Origin of the sequence: Pantoea sp. alder81 (assembly GCF_020179835.1) — a bacterium.
Taxonomy (GTDB): Bacteria; Pseudomonadota; Gammaproteobacteria; order Enterobacterales; family Enterobacteriaceae; genus Pantoea.
In genome coordinates, this window is sequence record NZ_JAIUDA010000008.1 from 185,572 (window position 1) to 208,048 (window position 22,477).

24 protein-coding genes are annotated in these 22,477 nt (G+C 54.6%); 8 read left to right on the top strand and 16 right to left on the bottom strand.

The window, feature by feature from the left end:
• Window positions 1-2: 2 nt before the first annotated feature.
• The 10 genes from dagF to pmbA form a co-directional block, all read right to left on the bottom strand.
• The gene (gene dagF / locus LBW88_RS20250; RefSeq protein ID WP_224933963.1) at window positions 3-740 is read right to left on the bottom strand and encodes a 2-dehydro-3-deoxy-phosphogluconate aldolase; all 738 of its coding nucleotides are present in this window, start codon (window positions 738-740) and stop codon (window positions 3-5) included.
• On the bottom strand, window positions 737-1,858 hold the full coding sequence (locus LBW88_RS20255) for a DgaE family pyridoxal phosphate-dependent ammonia lyase (protein ID WP_224933964.1): 1,122 nt from the start codon (window positions 1,856-1,858) through the stop codon (window positions 737-739). The genes dagF and LBW88_RS20255 overlap by 4 nt, the downstream gene beginning before the upstream one ends.
• Window positions 1,842-2,975, bottom strand: coding sequence for an amidohydrolase/deacetylase family metallohydrolase (locus LBW88_RS20260; RefSeq protein ID WP_224933965.1), 1,134 nt, complete (start codon window positions 2,973-2,975; stop codon window positions 1,842-1,844). Before LBW88_RS20260 ends, LBW88_RS20255 begins: the two co-directional genes overlap by 17 nt.
• 286 nt (window positions 2,976-3,261) lie before the next feature.
• Entirely contained in the window at window positions 3,262-3,909 is a 648-nt protein-coding gene (locus tag LBW88_RS20265; RefSeq protein WP_224933966.1) for a DUF4310 family protein, read from the bottom strand.
• A gap of 12 nt (window positions 3,910-3,921) precedes the next feature.
• Complete coding sequence (locus tag LBW88_RS20270; protein WP_097119509.1) at window positions 3,922-4,698, bottom strand: DUF4311 domain-containing protein; 777 nt, start codon at window positions 4,696-4,698, stop codon at window positions 3,922-3,924.
• Between the two features lie 25 nt (window positions 4,699-4,723).
• Window positions 4,724-5,023: a DUF4312 family protein gene (locus tag LBW88_RS20275; RefSeq protein ID WP_224933967.1), complete on the bottom strand. Its 300-nt coding sequence runs from the start codon at window positions 5,021-5,023 to the stop codon at window positions 4,724-4,726.
• 2 nt (window positions 5,024-5,025) lie between these two features.
• Window positions 5,026-5,382, bottom strand: a complete 357-nt coding sequence (locus LBW88_RS20280) for an SFCGS family glycine-rich protein (RefSeq protein WP_009087404.1) — start codon at window positions 5,380-5,382, stop codon at window positions 5,026-5,028.
• A 17-nt stretch (window positions 5,383-5,399) separates the two neighbouring features.
• Window positions 5,400-5,738 (bottom strand): glycine dehydrogenase, encoded by a 339-nt coding sequence (locus LBW88_RS20285; protein WP_034829231.1) that lies wholly within the window; start codon window positions 5,736-5,738, stop codon window positions 5,400-5,402.
• A 254-nt stretch (window positions 5,739-5,992) separates the two neighbouring features.
• Window positions 5,993-6,379, bottom strand: a complete 387-nt coding sequence (gene cybC, locus LBW88_RS20290; protein ID WP_034829233.1) for a cytochrome b562 — start codon at window positions 6,377-6,379, stop codon at window positions 5,993-5,995.
• A gap of 194 nt (window positions 6,380-6,573) precedes the next feature.
• Window positions 6,574-7,914, bottom strand: a complete 1,341-nt coding sequence (pmbA, locus tag LBW88_RS20295; RefSeq protein WP_224933968.1) for a metalloprotease PmbA — start codon at window positions 7,912-7,914, stop codon at window positions 6,574-6,576.
• 116 nt (window positions 7,915-8,030) lie between these two features.
• Here pmbA and yjgA point away from each other — a divergent pair, with 116 nt between their 5' ends.
• Entirely contained in the window at window positions 8,031-8,579 is a 549-nt protein-coding gene (gene yjgA / locus LBW88_RS20300; protein WP_224933969.1) for a ribosome biogenesis factor YjgA, read from the top strand.
• A 124-nt stretch (window positions 8,580-8,703) separates the two neighbouring features.
• On the opposite strand, the gene mpl is transcribed toward yjgA, so the two are convergent.
• A complete protein-coding gene (mpl, locus tag LBW88_RS20305) occupies window positions 8,704-10,059 on the bottom strand; it encodes a UDP-N-acetylmuramate:L-alanyl-gamma-D-glutamyl-meso-diaminopimelate ligase (protein ID WP_224933970.1) in 1,356 nt (451 codons plus the stop codon).
• Window positions 10,060-10,225: 166 nt separating this feature from the next.
• On the opposite strand from mpl, the gene fbp reads away from it, so the two are divergent.
• A complete protein-coding gene (gene fbp, locus LBW88_RS20310) occupies window positions 10,226-11,230 on the top strand; it encodes a class 1 fructose-bisphosphatase (protein WP_224933971.1) in 1,005 nt (334 codons plus the stop codon).
• Between the two features lie 51 nt (window positions 11,231-11,281).
• On the opposite strand, the gene LBW88_RS20315 is transcribed toward fbp, so the two are convergent.
• Window positions 11,282-11,539 (bottom strand): helix-turn-helix domain-containing protein, encoded by a 258-nt coding sequence (locus LBW88_RS20315; protein WP_224933972.1) that lies wholly within the window; start codon window positions 11,537-11,539, stop codon window positions 11,282-11,284.
• 92 nt (window positions 11,540-11,631) lie between these two features.
• Here LBW88_RS20315 and LBW88_RS20320 point away from each other — a divergent pair, with 92 nt between their 5' ends.
• The 3 genes from LBW88_RS20320 to LBW88_RS20330 all read left to right on the top strand — a co-directional run bounded on the left by LBW88_RS20320 (window position 11,632) and on the right by LBW88_RS20330 (window position 12,847).
• A complete protein-coding gene (locus LBW88_RS20320) occupies window positions 11,632-11,922 on the top strand; it encodes a helix-turn-helix domain-containing protein (protein WP_224933973.1) in 291 nt (96 codons plus the stop codon).
• Between the two features lie 189 nt (window positions 11,923-12,111).
• Entirely contained in the window at window positions 12,112-12,528 is a 417-nt protein-coding gene (locus tag LBW88_RS20325) for a type II toxin-antitoxin system RelE/ParE family toxin (RefSeq protein WP_224933974.1), read from the top strand.
• Window positions 12,518-12,847, top strand: a complete 330-nt coding sequence (locus tag LBW88_RS20330) for a helix-turn-helix domain-containing protein (RefSeq protein ID WP_166936691.1) — start codon at window positions 12,518-12,520, stop codon at window positions 12,845-12,847. The genes LBW88_RS20325 and LBW88_RS20330 overlap by 11 nt, the downstream gene beginning before the upstream one ends.
• A gap of 77 nt (window positions 12,848-12,924) precedes the next feature.
• Here the strand turns inward: LBW88_RS20330 and LBW88_RS20335 are convergent, their stop codons facing one another.
• Window positions 12,925-14,490 carry a methyl-accepting chemotaxis protein gene (locus tag LBW88_RS20335; protein WP_224933975.1) on the bottom strand — a complete coding sequence of 522 codons (1,566 nt, stop codon included), beginning with the start codon at window positions 14,488-14,490 and terminating at the stop codon, window positions 12,925-12,927.
• A gap of 170 nt (window positions 14,491-14,660) precedes the next feature.
• Between LBW88_RS20335 and LBW88_RS20340 the strand changes: the two genes are divergently transcribed.
• The 3 genes from LBW88_RS20340 (at window position 14,661) to ppa (ending at window position 16,226) form a co-directional block, all read left to right on the top strand.
• Complete coding sequence (locus tag LBW88_RS20340; RefSeq protein WP_224933976.1) at window positions 14,661-15,074, top strand: lysozyme inhibitor LprI family protein; 414 nt, start codon at window positions 14,661-14,663, stop codon at window positions 15,072-15,074.
• Between the two features lie 71 nt (window positions 15,075-15,145).
• Window positions 15,146-15,595: a DUF441 domain-containing protein gene (locus tag LBW88_RS20345; RefSeq protein ID WP_038644476.1), complete on the top strand. Its 450-nt coding sequence runs from the start codon at window positions 15,146-15,148 to the stop codon at window positions 15,593-15,595.
• Window positions 15,596-15,695: 100 nt separating this feature from the next.
• Window positions 15,696-16,226 (top strand): inorganic diphosphatase, encoded by a 531-nt coding sequence (gene ppa / locus LBW88_RS20350; protein WP_007892166.1) that lies wholly within the window; start codon window positions 15,696-15,698, stop codon window positions 16,224-16,226.
• Between the two features lie 54 nt (window positions 16,227-16,280).
• On the opposite strand, the gene LBW88_RS20355 is transcribed toward ppa, so the two are convergent.
• Genes LBW88_RS20355 through tamA form a run of 3 tightly spaced genes read right to left on the bottom strand, consistent with a single transcriptional unit; the run spans window position 16,281 to window position 22,143 of the window.
• The gene (locus tag LBW88_RS20355; RefSeq protein ID WP_200576696.1) at window positions 16,281-16,634 is read right to left on the bottom strand and encodes a gamma-glutamylcyclotransferase; all 354 of its coding nucleotides are present in this window, start codon (window positions 16,632-16,634) and stop codon (window positions 16,281-16,283) included.
• A gap of 2 nt (window positions 16,635-16,636) precedes the next feature.
• Window positions 16,637-20,407 carry an autotransporter assembly complex protein TamB gene (gene tamB, locus LBW88_RS20360; RefSeq protein ID WP_224933977.1) on the bottom strand — a complete coding sequence of 1,257 codons (3,771 nt, stop codon included), beginning with the start codon at window positions 20,405-20,407 and terminating at the stop codon, window positions 16,637-16,639.
• A complete protein-coding gene (tamA, locus tag LBW88_RS20365) occupies window positions 20,404-22,143 on the bottom strand; it encodes an autotransporter assembly complex protein TamA (protein WP_224933978.1) in 1,740 nt (579 codons plus the stop codon). Before tamA ends, tamB begins: the two co-directional genes overlap by 4 nt.
• Window positions 22,144-22,477: the final 334 nt, after the last annotated feature.

Below are 22,477 nucleotides of genomic sequence, written 5' to 3' on the forward strand. Positions count from 1 at the left end.
TGTTACAGCAGTTTCTTGCACGTTGCCAGAAGCTGACGCACATCGTCAATGCGCGTGTCGCCAGTGGCACTGTCGATGATCGAACTATAGACGTGTGGAATCACTTTGCTGACGCCCGCATCAAGCGCAATCTGCACAATGGCTTCGAAATTATTGAGATCGATGCCGCCGGTCGGTTCCAGCCAGAAGTCGTGACGCGCACAGGCTTCAGCCACAGCACGATATTCGTTCACTGATTTTAAGCCGCCCATCGGGAAGTATTTCACCGAGCTGCCGCCCATGTCCTGCAGCATGGCGATGGCGCTGTCGATCGGCACTATCGCATCTTCTGCCTGCGAGCTGCGCGGCCCGGTGGAGATTTTCACCAGACCAGGCGTGCCGGTTGGCGAAATCAGGCCGTTGACCACGGTGTGATTCTGGCCGAGCAGCGCACGGCTGGTGGCGACACCAGTGAATACCTGGTTGACGTGCTGCGGTTGCAGCACTGCTGAAATCTCACTCACCATCGCGGACTGATTCGGATCGCCCGCGCCCAGTCCAACGGACAGTGCGTTATCGATCAGCGCCGCGTACTCGCGCATATCGGCAATCGCTTCTTCATTGGTGGCGTAATTTTTTGATAAGACGCCCACCAGCACGTGGCCTTCTGCGGCCTGCCAGATCTCTTTGGCGTTCTGCTTAGAACCGGCCAGCACGTTGAGGCACAGACGGCCCTGATAAAAATTCGGGTTCAGACTCATGCGCGTTTTCCTCCGCTGATTAACGCCTGGATACGGCTAAAGATAATATGCAGCTGATCGGCGCTGACGCTGCGCACATCCGCTTCGATAATGCCTTCATTGGCCTTGTAGCCACGGAAGTAGATAGCGATATCGCCGGTTTTCAGCGCCTGCACCAGCTCGCCGGTTGGCCATTGAGTGACGACTTCATCGAACTTGATCTCAGCACGAGCGATATCGCGGCCCGCCGCATCCCACACCACGCGAGCGGACACGCCATTAATCGTGTTGAGGTTGTCGATAAACGGCGTCATGTTGGCCACCATCTCAGCGCCGGTGGTTTTCGGCTGCACCAGATAGTTTTCAATCGCCTGCGTCAGACCGAGAATGCCCTCTTTACCGACTTTCATCGCGCGGCCAATGCCGTTGCTTTGACGTTTTACCCACTCAACATATTGGGTGCGGCCGATCACCAGTCCGCTGGTTGGCCCTTCAATCGCCTTGGCACCGCTGTAGATCACCAGATCCGCGCCCATTTGGTAGTAGCACTGCAGATCTTCTTCTGCTGCCGCATCCACGATTAATGGGATACCGTGTTTACGCGCGACCACCGCCGCCTGCTCCACGCTCAGGTGGCTCTTCTGCACGCAGTGGTGTGACTTGATGTACATTAGTGCCGCCGTGGTTGGCGTGATGGCGGCGGCCAGCTGTTCTGGCGAGCATTCGTTGCTGTAACCGGCTTCCACTAAACGTCCACCGCCCAGCGCCACCATCGCGCCCACCGGTGCGCCGAAGTTTACGTTGTGCCCTTTCGGCACCACGATATCGTGCGGTACGGTCAACGGTGCGGCATGCAGGTTATCCAGCAGCCAGTCGTTATCTTTGACGATCACCGCCGCCACGCTCTGCGCGATGCCAGCCGAGGCGCAGGAGACCACGACCGCGTTCTCCACATCCAGCAGTTTAGCGATATAGGCGCCGGTTTTATTGACCAGATCTTTGATCTCGAAATAGTGATTCAAACCGTAGCTGACGGTCTCCACCACATCGGCAGACGGGGTTGAAACACCGAGAATGGTCATACGACCGGAGGCATTGATGACCTGTTTCAGGTCATATTTTTCATAAATCGAAGACATGATTGGTTTTCCCTTCATCTGTCAGATGCCACTCACCCGCGACAACCACGGCCAGCGGCAGCAAATGTTGCTCACCCAAAACCCGTTCGCCTTCAGCATCAACGAACGGGCGGGCTTCCTCTTTGACGGTAAAAATGGTCAGGTCGGCGTCATAACCCTCAGTTAAGCGCCCTTTGCCCGCTAAGCGCAGGCCAGCCGCGGCATTGCCGGTCACGCAGTCAATAACCTGCGGCAGCGTCATGCCAATGCTGAAGAATTTCGACATCACGTGCGCCAGGCTGTGTACCGGGCCGTTGATGCGGTTGCGACAGTAAATGTCAGAGCTGATGGTGTCGGGCAGAATGCCCTGCGCGATGGCCTGACGCGCCACTTCAAAGCTGAAGCTGGCGCTGCCGTGGCCGATATCCAGCTTCACGCCGCGCGCGATAGCATTTTTCACCGCCGCCTTCAGTTCGCCCTGTGGCGACAAAATGCGGTTCGGTTTGCCGTTGAAGCAGTGGGTAATGATGTCACCGGAGGTGAGCAGATCGGCGATCTCTTCCAGCACCGGCGGATTGTTGCCGATGTGCACCATCAGCGGCAGATTACCCGCCGCCTGCTGGATGGCTTTAGCGCGAATCAGTGGCTGAATGCCGTTTTCGCCCACCACGCTGCTGCTCATGCGCGCTTTCAATCCCACGATAAAGTCCGGGCGACGTTTTACCGCCTGCACCACCGCGTCACTGTCGATCTGCGCCATATCGGCCAGCTCGTTCTGCGTGATGATGCCGGTGCGTGAGATGTTGATCAGCGCGCGCACTTCCGTGGTGGCGGAACGGGTGAGCTGATAGAAATCGTCGATATGATCCGCACCGGTGCTGCCTGCATCGACCACCGTAGTGACGCCCTGCGCCACGCCAATCGCATCGGCTTCATCGTGATAAATCGGGGATTTGGGATAGCAGTGCACGTGGCTATCAATCCAGCCCGCGCTGACGTAGTAGCGCCCTGCTAAATCGCGCTCCTGCTGAGCCGCGCCTTTAACGTCACCGACTGCAGCAATCTTGCCGTGCTGGATGGCGATATCCACCAGCTGTTCGTCGCACAAACGCGCGCGGCGCAGAATCAGATCAAACATATTTACTCCTTAACAACCTGCATTCAGCCTGGTGCACATAAATGCGCACCCTACGGAATGTGCACCACATCTGCCTGATGCGCATAAATGCGCACCCTACGGAATGTGCACCACATCTGCCTGATGCGCATAAATGCGCACCCTACGGAATGTGCACCACATCTGCCTGATGCGCATAAATGCGCGCCCTACGGAATGTGCACCACATCTGCCTGATGCGCATAAATGCGCGCCCTACGGAATCGTAGGGTCGCCATTTATGGCGACCGTTAAACCGGTTACTGCATCACAGAGAGATCGGGAACATCGCGCCTAATGCCATCGCGCCGAGAATCGCGCCACCGGTGATCGGTTTGTTCCACAGATAGAACAACAGCGCACCCACCAGCGAACCGAGGCCAATCGGAATCGATGCCGCCATCGCAGACAGGATGATCAACGGCCCGAGGAAGCGGCCGGAGGCATTACCTGCGCCCATCATCACGTCCGCACCGTAAGTGGAATCGCTTTGATTGATGGTGAACTTACGCGCCAGGATGATCAGATAGCCAATCGCTACGCCCACCACCAGGCCAGTTGCCAGTGACGCGGCAAAGTTAGCCACCGGGAACACGATGCCCGCACCGAGCAGCAAGGCAGGAACACCTAAGCCGACGCCGGTTTGGATCGCACCACCAATATCCAGAATCCCGACCAGCGAGCCTTCAATGATACGGGCAAACAGGAAGCTGGCACCGAACGCCGCCACTGCGCCATATACGCCGGTTTCCATACCGGAGCGCAGCATGGATACGAATGCCACTTCGTTGAAAGCGCCAATGCCGTACAAGTAGTACATGTGCGTACCGGCAAACACGCCAGATGACAGCAGGCCAACAAAGATCGGGAACGACCAGTCGGCATACCAGAACCCTTTGTTTTCAGTCTCGTTCATTCTCGAGGCTCCTTATTTGCCGCTCAGGCTGTTGTGGATCATGTCCAGCCAGCCAGGGACACCCAGTTGGAAGGATTGCAGCAGTTTCATGTCGAAGCCACGGAAGAAGCCACTCAGAGCGAACAGCAGCACAATCGCGAACATCATCACTTTGGTGACTTTGTTCCAGCCGCTCTCTTCCACGCCTTTACCGATCAGGATGCCCAGCACCAGACCCGGTACGGCATTGCCCATGATCAACTGCGCCAGACCACCAAAGATGGTCGCCCAGAAGCCCGATTTCTTACCGGCATCAATGGCCGCCAGCCAGAAGATCACTGGCATCACGGTATTCACCAGCAGGTTCGCCGCCGGTACCAACACTTTCACTGCCGTGACCTGCAACGCCGCTGGCACCGCAGAAGCGGTACTGTTGAGGAACGCTACGACGATCATGCCGATGATGCCGCAGGCAATCGCCATGCGTTTCGGGTTGTGCAGGGTTTCCGCGACGTTACGATTTTTCACCATCAACGCAGCCGCGCCCCAGTTGGGCAGAATGCGGTGGTCAACGTCCTGTGTGAAGGAGCCTGCCGCCACAGACGATGCCCAGGCGTTAAAGAAGAAGCCAAGACCAAAGGAGAAGTGCGAAGCAGGATCGCCTTCGCAGGAATTGAGTTCACCCAAAGTACGAAACGCGCCCATACCTTGCGTGGTCGGTGCATGGAACATGCGCGCTGCGCCCGCTCCTACCCCAACGCCAACCAATCCACCAATGATCAACGACTTAAACAAAATGATTAAAAACATGTTGTTGTACCCTTTGTTGTCGTTTTTATTTCGTCGCGATGAAATCCACCTTGTCGGTGTCGATCACGGTGACGCTGACGGTAATATCCAGCTCAACGCTGTAATTCCGTCGTTCGCGCGCCAGAAAGAAGAACAAGAACTTCTCTGTGCGTACGCTCTCCTGCGCGCGCAGCACCCGCACATCTATGGGTTCAATGCGCAACAGAATCTTTTGGCTGGTGCGCAGCACTTGCTGCTGCACCTTGCTCAATGCATCGGAAAAGGCTTTCGCTTTGCTGTCGCCTTTGCCCTGCACCGTTACCTGGGTCTCGTATTGCTGTTTCATGCTTAGCTGCCGTGTTTTTTATTCCAGGCCTGCACCAGACGTTCACCCAGCTCTTCTTTATCCATAAAGCCAAAGCCCAGCACGGTGGCGCCTTCGTTGATGGCAGTCACGCCTTCATCAATCGAACGCATGCCGTGTTTGGCTTTGTAGCCATATTTGTTCTGTGCAGTGATGGCACCTGCACCGCCGCTGCCGCAGAAGGAGATACCGAAATCGGCGTTTTCCGCTTTCATCACATCGCCCAGTTTCATGTCGGCTGCTACGCCCGGCACGACAACGGCACGGCCGCCTGCTTTCTCAATACCGGCTGCGACTTTCTGGCCTTTACCCAGACGATCACCAATGACGACTGTTACCATGTTCAATTCCTCTCGATTTATGCTTCGTTCGATTTCGCCACTTCGATATGCACCGATAACAACCAGGCTTCTTCTTTTGGCAGATTGCCAAACAGATCGACCACTTGCTGTGCCAGCGCCATGGTTTCTGGCGAGATATCTTCAAACAGTTCGGCTTCCACTTCCGGCAAGGCTTCTCCCGTGAGGGAACGCGCTGCCATCGCCCGCACATGCGACGCCAGCATCTGCTGCTGCACGGCATTGGCTTCGATGTGGTGCGCGGCGTAGATCGCCGCAATCTGCTTCAACGTGTTATCCGCCAACGCCTGAATGGCTTCTGGCGTACTCGGTTTCAGCGGGACAGCTTCACTCCTCACCTTGCTACTCCTGTTTACTGCGGATAATTAGAGATAATTCGCGTTGAAAAGAAATTACGCTTTCCGCTTCAGGCTGTGGAGACGCATCTTTTCCACCTCAAAGTGGAAATCCCACGGGCGTGTGTGCGCCAGATCGCACTACGCATGAAGTGTGCGAAACAGGTCACAAAAATGCGGGTTATGCCGGAAATGAGTGTGAGAGAACGGAGAAATCGCGGGGGAAGATAAGGCCAGCCACAGGGCTGGCCGGTTTATCAGCGGAATTTCTTATGGTTGGCGTTACGAATATCTTCCAACTTTTTCGCTTCAGTTTTGGCTTCGTCGAGTTTATTGGCTTTCGCCAACTGATCGACGACATCAATCTGTGCAATCAGAGAATCAAGACCAGCGTGATAATCCTTAATCTGGGCGCTATCGGCAGCCTGACCTTCCAGTTTTTCCGGCGTGGATTTTTTAGCATCCTCCGCCGCCTGGCGCATCTTGCCGAGTGCGGTTTGCATTTCCTGAGCATCGGAGGTTTTTTTCACCACGCTCAGGCCATCTTTCAGAGTATCCATATCATTCTTCAGGTCAGCGGCGAATACGCTAGCCGAGGAGAACAACAGCGAGAGAGACAACATTGCAATTACATGCTTCCGCATAAAAATATCCTTATTTACCCTTCATCCTTCACGTTCCAGGCGCGTTGGCTGCGCTTACTCACCTCAGTCACTCACTCATGTAAGCTCCTGAGAATTCATTCACTTGCCGGCTTCCTGCAACGCGAATTATTTCGGGTATTATTATTGGCAAAAAAAAAGCAGCCACGTGGGCTGCTTTCAGTGAAGCGATGTGTTTATTGTCCGGCGATTTTCATCTCCGGCAGCAGCACCGACCCGCATTGTATATTGCTGCGCGTTTCAATGTCGTTACCGAGAGTTACCATATTGAGCCACATATCCTTGAGGTTGCCCGCAATTGTGATCTCACTCACAGGATATTGGATTTCACCGTTTTCAACCCAGAAACCTGAGGCACCGCGCGAGTAATCACCGGTCATAGCGCTGACGCTGGAACCCATCATTTCGGTCACCACTAAGCCACGGCCCATCTGTTTCAGCATATCTTCAAAGCTGTGACCCTGGCCGGCAATGCGCCAGTTGTGAATACCGCCCGCGTGGCCGGTGCTCTGCAGGCCAAGTTTGCGCGCCGAATAGCTGGTCAGCAGCCAGTTTTGCAGCACGCCATCTTTAATGATGTCACGCGCCTGGGTGCGGACGCCTTCGCTGTCGAACGGCGTAGACGCCAGCCCTTTCAGCAGGTGCGGCTTCTCTTCAATGGTCAGCCACTCGGGCAGAATCTGTTTGCCCAGTGAATCCAGCAGGAAAGTCGCTTTACGATAAACGCTGCCGCCGCTGATCATACCGACCAGATGGCCAAACAGACCCGTCGCCACTTCCGGCGCGAAGATCACCGGTGCTTTCATGGTTGGCAGTTTGCGCGGCGCCAGGCGTGACAACACGCGACGTGCACACTCTTGTCCTACCCAATCGGCACTTTGCAGATCGTCAATCGAACGGCCGATGGTGTAAGCGTAATCGCGCTCCATGTTGCCATCCTGTTCGGCAATCACACAGCTGGAGAGCGAATGGCGGCTCGAGCAATAGCTCTGCAGCATGCCGTGGCTGTTACCGAACACTTTGATGCCGACGTGGCTATTGAAGCTGCCGCCTTCGGTGTTGGTAATACGCTTGTCAGCCTGCAGCGATGCCTGTTCGGCTTGCGCGGCCAGTTCGATAGCGCGATCGGCGTCGATCTCCCACGGATGGTAAAGATCGAGATCCGGCGCTTCAAACGCCAGCAGATCGGGATCGGCTGGGGCGCCAAAAGGATCAACCGAGGTGTAGCGCGCGATATCGATCGCCGCTTGCACGGTGCGTTTAATCGCATCCGGGCTGAGATCGGTCGAGGAGGCGCTGCCTTTTCGGTTTTGATGATAGACGGTGATGCCGAGTGCACCATCGCTGTTGAATTCGACGTTTTCCACTTCGCCATAGCGGGTACTGACGCCGATGCCGGTGGTTTTGGTCACCGCCACTTCTGCACCATCGGTGCTGGCTTTCGCCAGTTCCAGCGCCTGCGCGACAGCCTGTTCTAACACTTTACGTTGTTCTGCAACCTGAGTAGATACGTTCATCGACCTGCCGTCTAATCTTAAGTATGAATTTATTGAGTCTATCAGACTCAGAGAACAATTTCGCAGTCGCCCGATAAACTGGTAGGATTAGCCTCTTTTTTTTAGGGAGCCAAGAGATGACCAAGCAGCCCGATGACTGGCTCGACGATGTGCCAGATAATCAAAACGAAGAAGATGAAGACGAAGAGATTATCTGGGTCAGCAAAAGCGAAATTAAACGCGACGCCGAAGAGCTGAAACGCCTGGGCGCCGAGTTAGTTGATCTGGGGAAAAACTCCCTCGACAAAATTCCACTCGACGATGATCTGCGTGCCGCCATTGAGCTGGCACAGCGTATTAAAAAGGAAGGCCGTCGCCGCCAGTTGCAGCTGATCGGTAAGATGTTGCGCGCGCGCGAAGAAGATCCGATTCGTCAGGCACTGGATAAGCTGAAGAACCGCCATAACCAGCAGGTTGCGCTGTTCCATAAACTCGAGCAACTGCGCGATCGTATGATCGAGAAAGGCGATGATGCTATCGCGGAAGTGATTAACCTCTATCCGCAGGCCGATCGCCAGCAGCTGCGCACCATGATCCGTAATGCGCAGAAAGAGAAAGCCGCCAACAAGCCACCGAAAGCCACCCGTCAGATCTTCCAGTATCTGCGCGAGCTGGCAGAGGCGTAAGTTTGCCGCGTGCATAAAAAGGGTCGCCAATAGGCGACCCTTTTTAGTTTGGGCAGATAAAAGAGCGTCATCAAACCCAGCGGTAAGCCCGATAAAACGGTGGCCATTCCTGGCCACCACTCAATCAACGCCCTAATCTCTCCAGCAGTTTCTGGTGAATGCCACCAAAACCACCATTACTCATCACCAGAATGGAATCGCCTGGCTGGGCTTCTTTCGCCACCATTTCAACCAGCGCATCGATATCCGCACTCCACCTGGCGGGCTGAATACAGGCTTCTGCAACATCCGAGACTTGCCATGGAATATGGTGCGGCTGGAACAGGAACACTTTGTCAGCACGGCCTAATGATGGCGCCAGCTCGTTTTTGCTTACGCCCATCTTCATGGTGTTCGAACGAGGCTCCAGTACCGCCAGAATACGCGCGGTGCCGCCGACTTTACTGCGCAGTGCCGCCAGCGTGGCGTGGATCGCCGTCGGGTGATGGGCAAAGTCGTCATACACCTTGATGGCATTCACTTCACCACGCAGCTCAAGACGACGGCGCGCATTGATAAAGCTGCTCAGCGCTTCACCGGCATCCACCGGCTTCACGCCGACGTGACGCGCAGCCGCAATCGCCATCAGGCCATTGTGCATGTTGTGCTCGCCCACCAGCGCCCAATTCACTTCACCGACTTTCTCGCCATCGAGCCAGATTTCCCAGTGTGAGGAGTCCGGCGTCAGTTTCTTCGCCTGCCAGTGACCATTGTCACCCACAGTTTCCTGCTCGCTCCAGCAGCCCATCGCCATCACCTGCTTGAGATTGTGATCGTGCTCTGGCAACAGGATCTTGCCCTGGCCTGGCACGATACGAATCAGGTGATGGAACTGCTTCTGGATCGCGCGCAGATCGTCAAAGATATCGGCGTGATCGAATTCCAGGTTGTTGAGGATCAGCGTGCGCGGGCAGTAATGGACAAATTTGGAACGCTTGTCGAAGAACGCGCTGTCGTACTCATCCGCCTCAATGACGAAGAATGGACTTTTTCCTAATTTTGCCGACACCTCGAAGTTTCCTGGCACCCCACCGATGATGAAGCCCGGTTCAAGGCCACAGGCCTCCAGAATCCACGCTGCCATGCCTGCGGTGGTGGTTTTGCCATGGGTTCCGGCCACAGCCAGTACCCAGCGGTCACGCAGCACGAAATCATGCAGCCACTGTGGGCCAGAGAGGTAGGGAATGTTGCGTTCCAGCACCGCTTCCACACACGGATTACCGCGCGTCATGGCGTTACCGATGATCACCAGATCCGGTTGAGGCTCAAGCTGACTGGCGTCATAACCTTCTGTCAATTCAATACCTTGCTGTTCCAGCAGGGTGCTCATCGGCGGGTAGACATTGGCGTCTGAGCCGGTCACTTCGTGCCCCAATGAACGGGCCAGCATCGCCAGTCCGCCCATGAAGGTGCCACAAATCCCAAGGATGTGAATGCGCATATAGAGATCCATTACTCAAAAGTTCGGCGCACAGTGTAACCCCGAGCAGAGTGGGAAGAAACGGATTAGGACTATGGTTTTTAAAGTTCAATCGGCTAAACTGCGCTCATACGTTGGTAGCGTGTTAAAGCTGCTGCCACTCCATCGTAGATTCAGGGAATGTGTTATGAAAACGTTAGGCGAATTCATCGTCGAGAAGCAACACGACTTTCCACACGCCACAGGTGAACTGACGGCGCTGATTTCCTCCATTAAGCTCGGAGCCAAGATTATCCACCGCGACATCAACAAAGCGGGTCTGGTGGATATTCTCGGTGCCAGCGGCGTGGAAAACGTGCAGGGCGAACAGCAGATGAAGCTGGACCTGTTCGCGAATGAAAAACTGAAAGCTGCCCTGAAAGCACGTGGAGTGGTCGCTGGTATCGCTTCCGAAGAAGAAGATGAGTTTGTGATCTTTGAAGGTTCGGAAGACGGTAAATACGTGGTGTTGATGGATCCGCTGGACGGCTCTTCCAACATCGACGTGAACGTTTCCGTGGGCACCATTTTCTCCATCTACCACCGCATCAGTGAGCCGGGTACCCCGATCACTGAAGCCGACTTTATGCAGCCGGGCAACAAGCAGGTCGCGGCTGGTTACGTGGTTTACGGTTCTTCCACCATGATGGTGTACACCACCGGCGTGGGCGTGCATGCGTTCACCTACGATCCCTCACTGGGCGTATTCTGCCTGAGCCATGAGCGCATGACCTTCCCGGAGAAAGGCTACACCTACTCCATCAACGAAGGTAACTACATCCGCTTCCCACAGGGCGTGAAGAAATACCTGAAATTCTGTCAGGAAGAGGATATCGCGACCAAGCGCCCGTACACTTCGCGCTATATCGGTTCACTGGTGGCAGATTTCCACCGTAACCTGCTGAAAGGCGGTATTTACCTCTATCCAAGCACCGCCAGCCACCCGAAAGGTAAGCTGCGTCTGCTGTATGAGTGCAACCCAATGGCGTTCCTGGCGGAACAAGCCGGTGGCAAGGCGAGCGATGGTGCCAATCGCATCCTCGATATCCAGCCTGAAACCCTGCACCAGCGCTGCCCGTTCTTCTGCGGCAACGATGCGATGGTGAATGACGTTGAGCGCTTTATCCGTGAATACCCAGATAGCCACTCATAATGTGATGTGATGTGAAAAAGCCCGCCAAATTTGAGCGGGCTTTTTGTTGGGTTATTTTCGCCGCTTTGCCTGCCGATCGATTAATTCACCCTGCGTGGAGTAATAGCGGCTTGGCCATATTTGATCTGGCGCGACGCCAATCGCTTCGGCAATCAGCCACTCGCCCTTGGGCCAGGGCCGGATTAACGCATTTCCCAGGGTGGTCGAGCACAAGCCCGCCTCGCGGGATACGGCGGCTAATGAAGTCCCTCTCTTACGTAAAGCGGCAATAATATCGGCCTGATGCCAGTCCTGCTTGCTTTCACCCACGTCACTCTCCTTAGTTCTCGTTATAGGTTGCCATAACGATACTACGTTACTCGTAGTATCTGACAAGCAGCAAATCTACGATTCTCGTAGGCATGAAACCGACCTCTTCCCTGCAAAATACCTTCTGTAGACGCCTGAAACAGGCGCGTCTGGTGAAGGGTTTTTCGCAAAAAGGGTTAGGGATTGCCGCTGGCATTGAAGAGTTTTCCGCCAGTGCGCGCATTAATCGTTATGAAGTCGGCAAGCATCAGCCGGATTTGCTGACGCTGCAACTGCTGGCGAAAGCGCTGGAGATTCCTGCGGCCTACTTTCTTGCAGAAGATGACCAATTAGCTGACATGATCCTGCGCTTCGCTAAAGAGATGAGTAGCAACGCGCCATAGGGCACGTTGCACCTGTTTTTACGCCGCGACCACGCGGAACTGCGCCATTGATTCCTGCAACTGAGCTTCCAAACACTACGTGAGGGCACTGGCTTCTTCCACCAGCGCGGCGTTTTGCTGCGCCTGTAGCATTGAATCTTACAATAATCCTGGCTATAGTATTTTTTACTACACCCGGGACTATATCAAATGGACATTGAGTTAAGAATTTTCGTCGAGTGGAGCTATAACAAGAAGCGGAAGAAATCAAAAATCAGTGATGATGATTTACGTTCAGTTGCAGCCGAGCTTATCGAAGAAATTAAAAATGGATCGACTAAAGCCGCATTGGGCGGTGGAATTTTCAAAAAGCGTTTAGGTGACGAGGATAGCGCAAGAACCATTGTTGCTTATCATCATGGAGATAAACTTTACTTTATCGACGGTTGGGAAAAAAAAGAGATCCCCAAAAATAAGCGTGAGATAGATGATTCTGATTTGAAAGTGTTCAGGCAGATATCCAAAGCAGCTAAAGCTTACACCGCAGAACAATTTGAAAAGCTAGAGAAAAATAGGATTTACGTAGAGTTACCCTCTATTAATCAGGAGAGTAGAAATGAGGATTAATAGGCGCGTACTGAAAATGCACGCAATGATGAAACGCCAGTTTAAAGCTGGTCTCATCTCAGCAGATATGATGCAAGAGGCTGACGCCATCTTTGCAGAAGCTAAGTTAGAGGCGATGAAAGATTCAATCACTGGCGAGCGCATTAAAGCAATGCGTGCACGCGAGAAATTGAGTCAGAGCCAGTTTGCGGAACGCATCGAAGTCTCAACGACTTGCCTCCAGAAATGGGAGCGAGGCGCAACAATACCAAAAGGGATTGTTGCACTTGCATTGAGGCATATCGAGGCCAAAGGGCTTGATGATTTCTTAGCAGTTTAGACCGCATGAATAAACCCGCCCCTTCGCTGAGGAGTCACCAGCAATGGGCGGGCGTTAAATCACAGGCATTGAGATCATTAAAGAGTATTAGTCGCCACGCGGAACTGCGCCATTGATTCCTGCAACTGCTGCGACTGCGCTTCGAGCGACTGCGTAGCGGCGCTGGCTTCTTCCACCAGTGCGGCGTTTTGCTGCGCGGCTTCATCCATCTGCGTTACCGCCTGATTTACCTGCTCAATCCCACGACTCTGCTCTTCCGAAGCAATTGAGATCTCTTTCATCAGTGAAGTCACTCGCATCACTTCGCTGGAGATCTCATCCATGGTTTCACCGGCACGCGTCGCCATGTCGCTACCCTCTTTGACCCGCGTTTGCGATTCGCTGATCAACTCACGAATCTCTTTCGCCGCGGTGGCGCTGCGACCGGCTAAGGTGCGCACTTCATTGGCGACCACAGCGAAACCACGCCCCTGCTCGCCCGCACGTGCGGCTTCAACGGACGCGTTGAGTGCAAGGATGTTGGTCTGGAAAGCGATACCGTCGATCACGCTCAGGATGTCGCCGATGCGGTTAGAGCTTTGGGTGATCTCCTGCATCTTCTCCATCACGTAGCCCACCACTTCCGCACCGCGATCGGCACTGGTCGAGACATTGCTGGCCAACTGATTCGCCTGCTGTGCATTGCTGGCGTTAAGACGGACGGTGGCGGTGAGCTGCTCCATGCTGGCGGCAGTTTGCTCCAGCGAGGCGGCAGACTCTTCGGTGCGCTGCGACAGATGTACCGTTCCCGCGGCCAGTTCACGGCTGCCAACATCAATCTGCATGCTGGCTTCACGTACCTGACTCACCGAATCACGCAGCGCCAGCTGCATATCGGATAACGCCTGATTGAGACGGCCCACTTCGTTTTTGCCTGCCTGTGGCAGCGGCTGCGACAAATCGCCCGCCGAGATCTGCTCAAGGTGTTTGATGGCGTTGTTTAACGGCACCATAAACAGGCGACGCAACATTTGCCATGACAACACGATCATCAGCAATGCCAGCGTCATGGCGACGCCAATCATGATTTTCATTTTCACTTCATTATCTGCCGCCTGCTGTAGGCGCGCAGCAGAGACTTCATCCGCATAAATGCTGAAGTCACTCACGGCTTTCGAATAGTTCGCGGCTAGCTGAGATTGGTTGCCTTCCAGTACCTGATAATATTCATCGGTATACTGTTTTCTCAGCGCTTCCATCATCGGCTGGATGCCCTCTTTGTCATACACGGCGTAAGTGGAGACGATGGCATCTGCCAGCGTTTTGCCGTGGGCCGTCACCGTGCCCGCATCAACAAATGCCTGCAGCAGCTTGTGCGAGCTATCTACCGCCGCCTGCGCCTGGGCGGTGACTTTTGTACCGTCATCCAGCAGGCCAATTTCAATTTTGCGTACAGCTAAAGCCGCGTTAGCACGCGCGCGCATCAACTCAGAACGGCTTTGATACAGCTTGTTAAGCTCAATACCCTGAATACGATTAATGGCATCCAGTGACTGATTGCCCGCATTGATGGCATAAATGCCCATAAAACTCACTGCCAGCAGTAGCAGTGTCATAAAGAAGAGTAAGGCGCGTATTCCATTTCTAATCGATAGCTGTTTCATGATCATTCCCGTGTGTATGAAAAAAGGCAGAACTCCACTGGCCCTAAAACGGAGAGATTATCGGCAGTTGATCGCAGAAACTTTATCCAATGTTGATGGTCAATCTGCCGACGTTCGCTTACCCTTCAGCTTTTCTGAAGTCCGCTGCGCAAAAATGAAGGAATGAAATGATGAAAAAGTGGCTCCCAATTTTGTGTCTGCTCGCCAGTGGTGTTGCCATGGCGCAGACGCATCCCCTCGACCAGCTGCTGCAGCAGTGTCTGGACAAGGAGTCCAGCACCCTGGGCATGTCACAGTGCTACAGCAGCGCCAATAAGGGCTGGGATAAAGAGATGAATTTGCAGTACAACCAGGTGATGAAAAAATTAACCGGTGAACCTAAAGACAAATTGCGTGCCGCACAGCGTGCATGGCTGGCCTATCGTGATAGCTGGATGGAGGCCAGCCGCAGTTATTTCCTCAGCAGCCAGGGCAGCATGGCGGCGCTCTCAGTGGGTGCTCAAGGGGTCAGTCTGGTGAGGAATCAGGCCCTGATGTTGCAATCAATTAACAAAGGCAGTTGCGCCAATCCCGATGATTGTTGATAAATGGTGGCGTTAAAAAAACGTCAGCGCAGGCACTGACCTGCGCATCCATCCATCTTCAGGGAGAAATCATGGCTGCTTATGCCTCTACCATCATTCTGGTCTGCCTCGCCGTCCTGAGCTATTTCGTTCATAACAGTGCCGTTACCATTTCCATTCTGATCCTGCTTGCCATCAAGCTGACACCGCTTTCGCAGTTCTTCCCCTATGTGGAGAAACAGGGCATTCAGATCGGCATCATTATTCTGACCGTGGCCGTGATGGCACCGCTGGCCAGCGGGACGTTACCTGCATCGTCTCTGCTTAAGTCGTTTGCCAACTGGCAATCGATAGTGGCGATTATTGTCGGGGTGTTTGTTGCCTGGCTCGGCGGGCGCGGCGTCAGTTTTATGAGCGTGCAGCCGTCAGTGATTGGTGGATTGTTAATCGGCACCGTGATTGGCGTGGCGTTTTTCCGTGGGGTACCCGTCGGACCACTGATTGCAGCAGGGATTGTCTCGCTGTTTGTCACCGCTAAGTAGGCCTTTGGAGCATTCCGAAACGCCAAAAAGGGGGCATACTTTCAGAGTCAGTTGGCTATAATAGCCGTCACTCAACATACGACCAATGAAGGAAAGCCAGATGAGTTTGAACCAGGTGCCTGCAGGTAAAGAACTGCCAGAAGATATCTATGTCGTTATCGAGATCCCAGCGAATGCCGATCCGATCAAATATGAAGTGGACAAAGAGTCTGGCGCCCTGTTTGTAGACCGTTTCATGTCTACCGCCATGTTCTATCCGTGCAACTACGGTTACATCAACCACACCCTGTCTCTGGATGGTGATCCGGTTGACGTGCTGGTGCCAACCCCGTATCCGCTGGTGCCGGGCTCAGTGATCCGCTGCCGTCCCGTTGGCGTGCTGAAAATGACCGACGAGTCTGGTGAAGATGCCAAACTGGTTGCCGTTCCGCACACCAAACTGAGCAAAGAGTACGATCACATTAAAGATGTGAACGACCTGCCAGAACTGCTGAAAGCGCAGATCACCCATTTCTTCGAGCACTACAAAGATCTGGAAAAAGGCAAATGGGTGAAAGTTGACGGCTGGGACAACGCTGAAGCGGCCAAAGCTGAAATCATTGCTTCTTACGAGCGCGCACAGAAGAAATAATCTTCTTCGCCTTGCGAGCATAAAAAAACACCGTCCAATGGACGGTGTTTTTATTTATGCCTCTGGTAGGTCATCGCGCTTGAGCCAGTCACCGCTCGCGATGCGGGTGCGACCCGCAATCGAACGCTGATAGACATACAGCCAGGCACTGCCGTAAGGCGTCTGGATGAGTTGGCGTTTGTATTCGCCATTCTTGGTGCGTAAGGCATCAAGCTCGCCCAGCGTACTGGCATCGATGCGATACACTTCGCAGAAGACGGTTCCCTCATCTTCAACGACGCCCGGATAATGACCCAGATTGTAGAGCGCAAACCCTTCAATCTGATGGTCGCCGAGCCATTGCGCATTCGTCATCCAGTGACTGTTTCCCTGTTTGCGCCGTAAACTGCCGTAGACAATTATTCGCATTGCTAAAACTCAAACTGATAGAGCAAATCCAGTGCCTGATCGAGACCGGACACGGCTTCCAAATAGAGTTTGGGCATCAGGCGGTAACGCAAGGTTAACGTCGCCAGTGAATCAAAAATGCCAACACCGTATTTTACTTGTAGACCCGGCAGTACATAACCGCTCACCTGCACCTGCTGGCTGTCGCCAACGCCGGTGGTATCAAGCGCGAGGTTACTGACGCCGAATGTCTCGCCGATTTTACCCATAACCTGACCACTTTGTGCAACCCCTAACCCCACAAGTGCTGAAGTTAATGCATTACTGTCACCATCACTGCTGAGTCCCTGACCGCGTAATAAGTAAGAAAGCGCTTCCTGCTGCGACATGGCGGGGTCGGAGAACACCTCCACTTTCGGTTCATCGGCCAGGCCGGTGACGCGAATACCAGCGGTGACATCATCTTCGGTGGCTTCCGGATTACGTATCGCTTCAAGGTTAACGTACGGCTGATCTGGCGGCCCGGCAAACTGCAACTCGCCTTTACGCACAATCAAATCCTGTCCGTAAGCGTGGAAACGGCCATCAGGAATGTTGATCTGCCCGTTTAAGCCCAGGCCGTTTTTATCCTGCACCAGTTTGAGATCGCCGTTAAGTTTGGCTTTCAGACCAAAGGCTGACAGCCGCACATCGTTACCGACGTGGATTACCAGGTTGCTGTTAATCGGGATCGCGGCGGTTTTTGGCTGAATCGGCTTGAGATTCTGATCCAGCATCACTTCATCTGAAGAGACACCGGTGGCGCTTTCTGGCACCTCCTGCACCGTGATGCGCGCCCAGGGAATATCTACCTTGCCATCCAGATTGAAGGCGGCTGGCGTGGCTTCAAACACCAGATCCGGCGAGACATCCATGCGCACCATCGGCGGCACGGTGACGCGAATACGGCTGCCCTGCGCCGTGATGCGCGCACGCCAGTTATCCAGCTGGCTCCAGTCCGCATTGCCGCCCAGATTCAGATTGCCCTGGGTGGTCTGCAGTAGACCGTTAAGCGTCGAACTCATGCCATTGAACACCATGTTCAGATTGGCCGAGGTGAGCGTAACCGGCATAAAGCTCGCCAGCACATTCACATCACTCAGCCCCAACTGGCCAAACACCTGCGGCTGTTGCAGCGTGCCGCCCAAACGCAGGTTGCTGTTGAGGTTGCCTTTAATCTTCTCACCCTGCATCAACGCCGGGTTGAACATCGCCAGCGACAGATTGCTGATGCCGATGTTGCCGGACAGCTGACGACGGGTTTGCGGATCGGCAATCTGCAAGTTGCCACTCAGCTGCCCGTTGTTGACGATATGGATTAGCCAATCAAGCTGCGCACGTCCATTACGCATCGCAGCGTTAAGATTGAGCGTATCGAAGGCGATTGGCAGCGTGTTGCCCTGCACATCCTGCTCCACTTTCACGCCGTTGCCCTTCAGTGAAACGTTGCCGGTTGGCAGCGCGCCATCTGACGTCCAGTTGACGCGCGCATCACCGCTAAATACGCCGGTGAGTTTGGTGGCATCGGTCAGGAACGGTTTGATCATCGCCAAATCAAAACGGTTCAGCACCACGTGAGCATGGCCGCTCGGACCCGCTTCGATCGGTTCTGGCACACAGAGCTGGGCGTTAGGGTTCTGCCAGCAATGTGGTCCAATGGTCGCGGTCTGCTTGCTGTTGAGGTAATCAATCGCCATCGCACGCGTCAGACGCCATTCGCCCACCGGTGTATCAAAATGGGTATTGTTGAGATTGCCCTGCCAGCGTTCAGTTTTACGATCGAAGCTGCCGTTCAACGCCAGCTGACCGGAGACCGGCTCGCCTTCCACGTTCAGCTTGAGCTGATGCTGCTTCTCGTTACCGTCAGCGTTCAGCGTCAGCAGATTGATCTTCAGTGCGTCCTGTTGCAGTTGCTCGACGCGCAGTTGCAGCTTACCGGCGATCTGGTCGCTGGATTTCACATCGCCTTCCAGCGCCACACGACGAATTTGCAGCTGCTGCCAGCGCAAGCCCGTGGCCGTGAGGTCAGCTAACAGCTGCGGTGCTTGTAGGGTGCCACGTGCTTTGATCGTGCCTTTGGCCACGCCGCCGAGCCCAGGTAACGCGTTATCCAGGTGCGGTGCATCGACATTGGCATCCAGATTGAGCGTGTCGCCCAGTTCGCCTTTCACATCCAGATGGTTACGACCCAGCGCGATATTAATGCCCGGGATTTTCCATTGATTGTAGCTATTCCCGGTGAGTGAACCGTTGGCGCTCACGGCGTTCTGCTTCACGTTCCCTTTCAGCTCCAGCTGCGGCACGCTGAGCTGCCAGCTGCCGCCGTAGAGACTGCCGCGCGTGGCTATCTTGCCGTCGAGTTTGGCTGGCCAATCTGGATACTGTTTGGCGGTATTGATACCGGAGAGCGTCAGTTCACTGCGCCAGCTGATGGCTTTGCTCCAGTCCACCAGCGCGGTTAAATCGACATTGCCCTGCAATGCCGCCACGCGCAGCTTGTCCAGACTGAACTGCTGCACATTACCTTTGCCATCAAGCGAAATGATCGCCGGTGGCACCGCTTCGCCTTTAACTGCGGTTCGCAGCGACATCACATAGTCGGTGGCTTTGCCTTTGAACTGATAATCGAGGTTATCCGCCTGATACTGCACGGGTCCCGTTAGCGGCCAGCGTAACACTGGACTGGTGAGCTTAAGCGACAGTGGCAAACCCGCCACCGCCGGTTGCGCTGCGGCATCCAACTGCGCACGCACCGGGCCAGACAGATTCAGCCCCAGCTTCAACTCTTCACGCATTGCCCCGCTGAGGTTCATTTTGATTTTCTCGCCCTTAATCGGATCGAGATTCAGCGTACCGCTGAGGGCAAAATTCACCGGCCAGTTATCCGCCAGTTGCGCGTCACCGCTGGCATTCACCTGCCCTTGCGGCGAATCAACGTCAAAGGTCTCTAATTGCAGATGACGATCGGCGGTTTTGGCTTTCAACAACAGGCGCGTAATCGCGATATCTGTGTCACCGGTAATACGCAGCTGCTCACCCAGTAGCTCCTGCACGGTGATATCCAGCGGCAGCTGGAAGTCCGGCAACTCAGGCAACAGCGGTTTGGCGAACATTTCCTGTAAGGTTTCACCCAGTGGCTTCTCACCTGGCTGTGGTTGCTGCACTTTCGGCTGAACCACCTGCTCATCCGCCACTTTGGCGGCTTTCGGCAGGGCAATCAGCAGACTTTGGATGTGCGTCGGCGTCAGCGTTAATGAACGCCCTTGCCAGTTGAGGCCGGTGGTGAAATCCAGTAGCGAGATGGACGTGTCATCCACTTTGACGTTGATGTTATGCAGGCCAACTTTGCTCAGCGTAATTGGATAAGGCGTGGTCAGGTTGGTGCTGCCGCTCTCCTCTTCTGGCGGTGGCGCAGCAGCCGGCGCCATTTTCTTGCTGTCGACCACCACGCTGACATCCTGCAAGCCGATGTCATTCACGCACACTGATGAGTGCAGCAGGCAGTTAAGATTGAGCGCCAAATGGAAGCGCCCAGCATCTACGCTGACGCCCGGCATTTCGTATTTCACGCCGCTCAGCGTCAGATCGCGCCAGCCACCCTCAACTTTGTTGATCGATAAACCGGGCACCCAGCGATCGGCGCCTTTTAATAACAGATGGATTCCGGGCGTCGTACCAATCAAAAACGCCACGCTGCCAAACAGCACCACCAAAAAAATACCAAATCCAATCAGGACCTTTTTCCACAGCTTCATAGTTCAGGCCCCAGTCCTACATAGAATTGCAAACCATGTTCCTTGTCATCGCCAATCGGCCGTGCGATATCAAATTTGATCGGCCCGACCGGAGAAGCCCAGCGCACGCCTACACCGGCACCGGTTTTAAAATCACTCTGTTTGATGTCGTTCACCGCTTCACCCGAATCGACAAACACCGCGCCCCACCACTTACCGGTCACGTTGTATTGATACTCCAGCGAGCCAGTGGCCATTTTGGAGGCTCCGGTCAGCTTGCCGTCGCTGTCGCGCGGGGAGACATCTTTGTATTTATAGCCACGAATACTGCGGTCGCCACCGGCGAAGAAGCGCAGGTCCGGCGGCACTTTGTCGAAGTTGTTGGTTTCGATCCAACCCAGATTGCCACGGGCCACAAAGCGGTTCTTGTCGCCCAGCATGCGGATCCAGACGTTCTGTGCCTGCAGGATCAGGAAGTCGACATCCGATCCCCAGGTGGTATCAGAGACATCCACTGAGTAGCGCTGTGAGTCGCCCCAGGTCGGCATTAACCCGCCACGCGAACGGGTACGACTGAGGCTCACGCCCGGATAAAGCAGCATGGTGGTGTTGGTGACACTACCTTGGGTAAAGTGATCGAGACTCCACTTCAGGTTAACCGCACGCTGCCAGCCGGAACTGCTGTCCCAGTTACGCGAGACGCCCAGCGTGCTGGTATCGGCTTTGGTGTCATTGAGATCGGTGCGCTTCAGGCCACCCGAGAAGGTGTAATACTGCTCCAGCGGACTTTTCAGCAGCGGCACTTTATAGCTGAGATCGACCTGCTGCTCGGGGGCAGAAATATAGGAACTGGCCGTCAGGCTGTGGCCGCTGCTGTTGATCCACGGCTTTTTCCACGTGCCTTTTAAACGCGGCCCAACATCGGTGGAATAGCCGACACCGGCTTCGATAGTGTTCTCAACGCGTGGCGATACTGCCGCATTAAGTGGCAGCACTTTGGTCTGGCGGCCTTTATCGAATTCAGGGGCGACGACCACCGAGTTGAACCAGCCAGTGGCCGACAAGCGGCGGTTCAGTTCCGCCAGATCGCGCGAGCTGTAGGGATCGCCCTTTTTGAACGGCACAAGATTACGCAGATAGGCTTCGTTGATTTGCGAGCCCTGGAAGCTGACATCGCCAAAACGGTAGCGCGGGCCACTGTCGTAATCGATATCCCAGAATGCCTCGCGTCTTTCGACCGAAACGCCAAGCTGGCTTTGCTTAAAGTCACCGTCGAAGTAACCATTACGCAGTGCCAGGCTGGAGAAGCCATTTTTAAATTTGTCGTATTCGCCGTGATTGAGTTGCGTGCCGACTTTCGGCGTGCCCTGTTTCACCCAGGCTTTATAGTCATCATCGTTTTTCGCGGCACCTTCAACCACGATGTGGCTGCCACCGATTTTCACCGGTTCGCCGGGTTTGACGTGAGCGATAAGTACCGGTCGGCCGCCCTGTGCCGGCGCGGGACGAGATTCAAAATCGATTTCGGGTTCGTAATAGCCAAGTGCCCGCAAGCCTTCTTTGATCGCTTGTGAGACACGCGCCTGGAAACGCCCATCGCTGGACACTTCATCGGTACCAATGGTGGACAAGCGCGCCCTGACGTTCTTCTGTAAATCCCCGGTTAGCCCTTCCAGCTGCAAGCGCACTTTTGCTGCCTCAACGGCAGGTGCAGCAAGCAACAGGCTGGCCAAACAATAAATATGCAATCGCGGCACGCGTACTCCTGTTAATAATGCCTGCCCCTTATTCCGCAGGGGCGTTATTTCTCATCGGAGGCTATCACCACCACTCGCTTACCCATCAGCATAGCCGCTCTTTTTGGCGGATGGCTGAGGAAAAATGGTCACTAAGCCAAATCATTTCCTATTGTCGGTAAATGGGGGGAGCGATACAACTCCGAACCCGCACTTCTGCGACTGAGGGTCTCGCACTCGGATTATTCCGAGCTCATGTTGCGCGCCTCTGGCGGCATGATAAGCGCTGCTGCTATAATCAGCACCCAGCAGGCATGACCTGCTTTCCTTTCTGCCCCGACGTTATCGTTCCTTG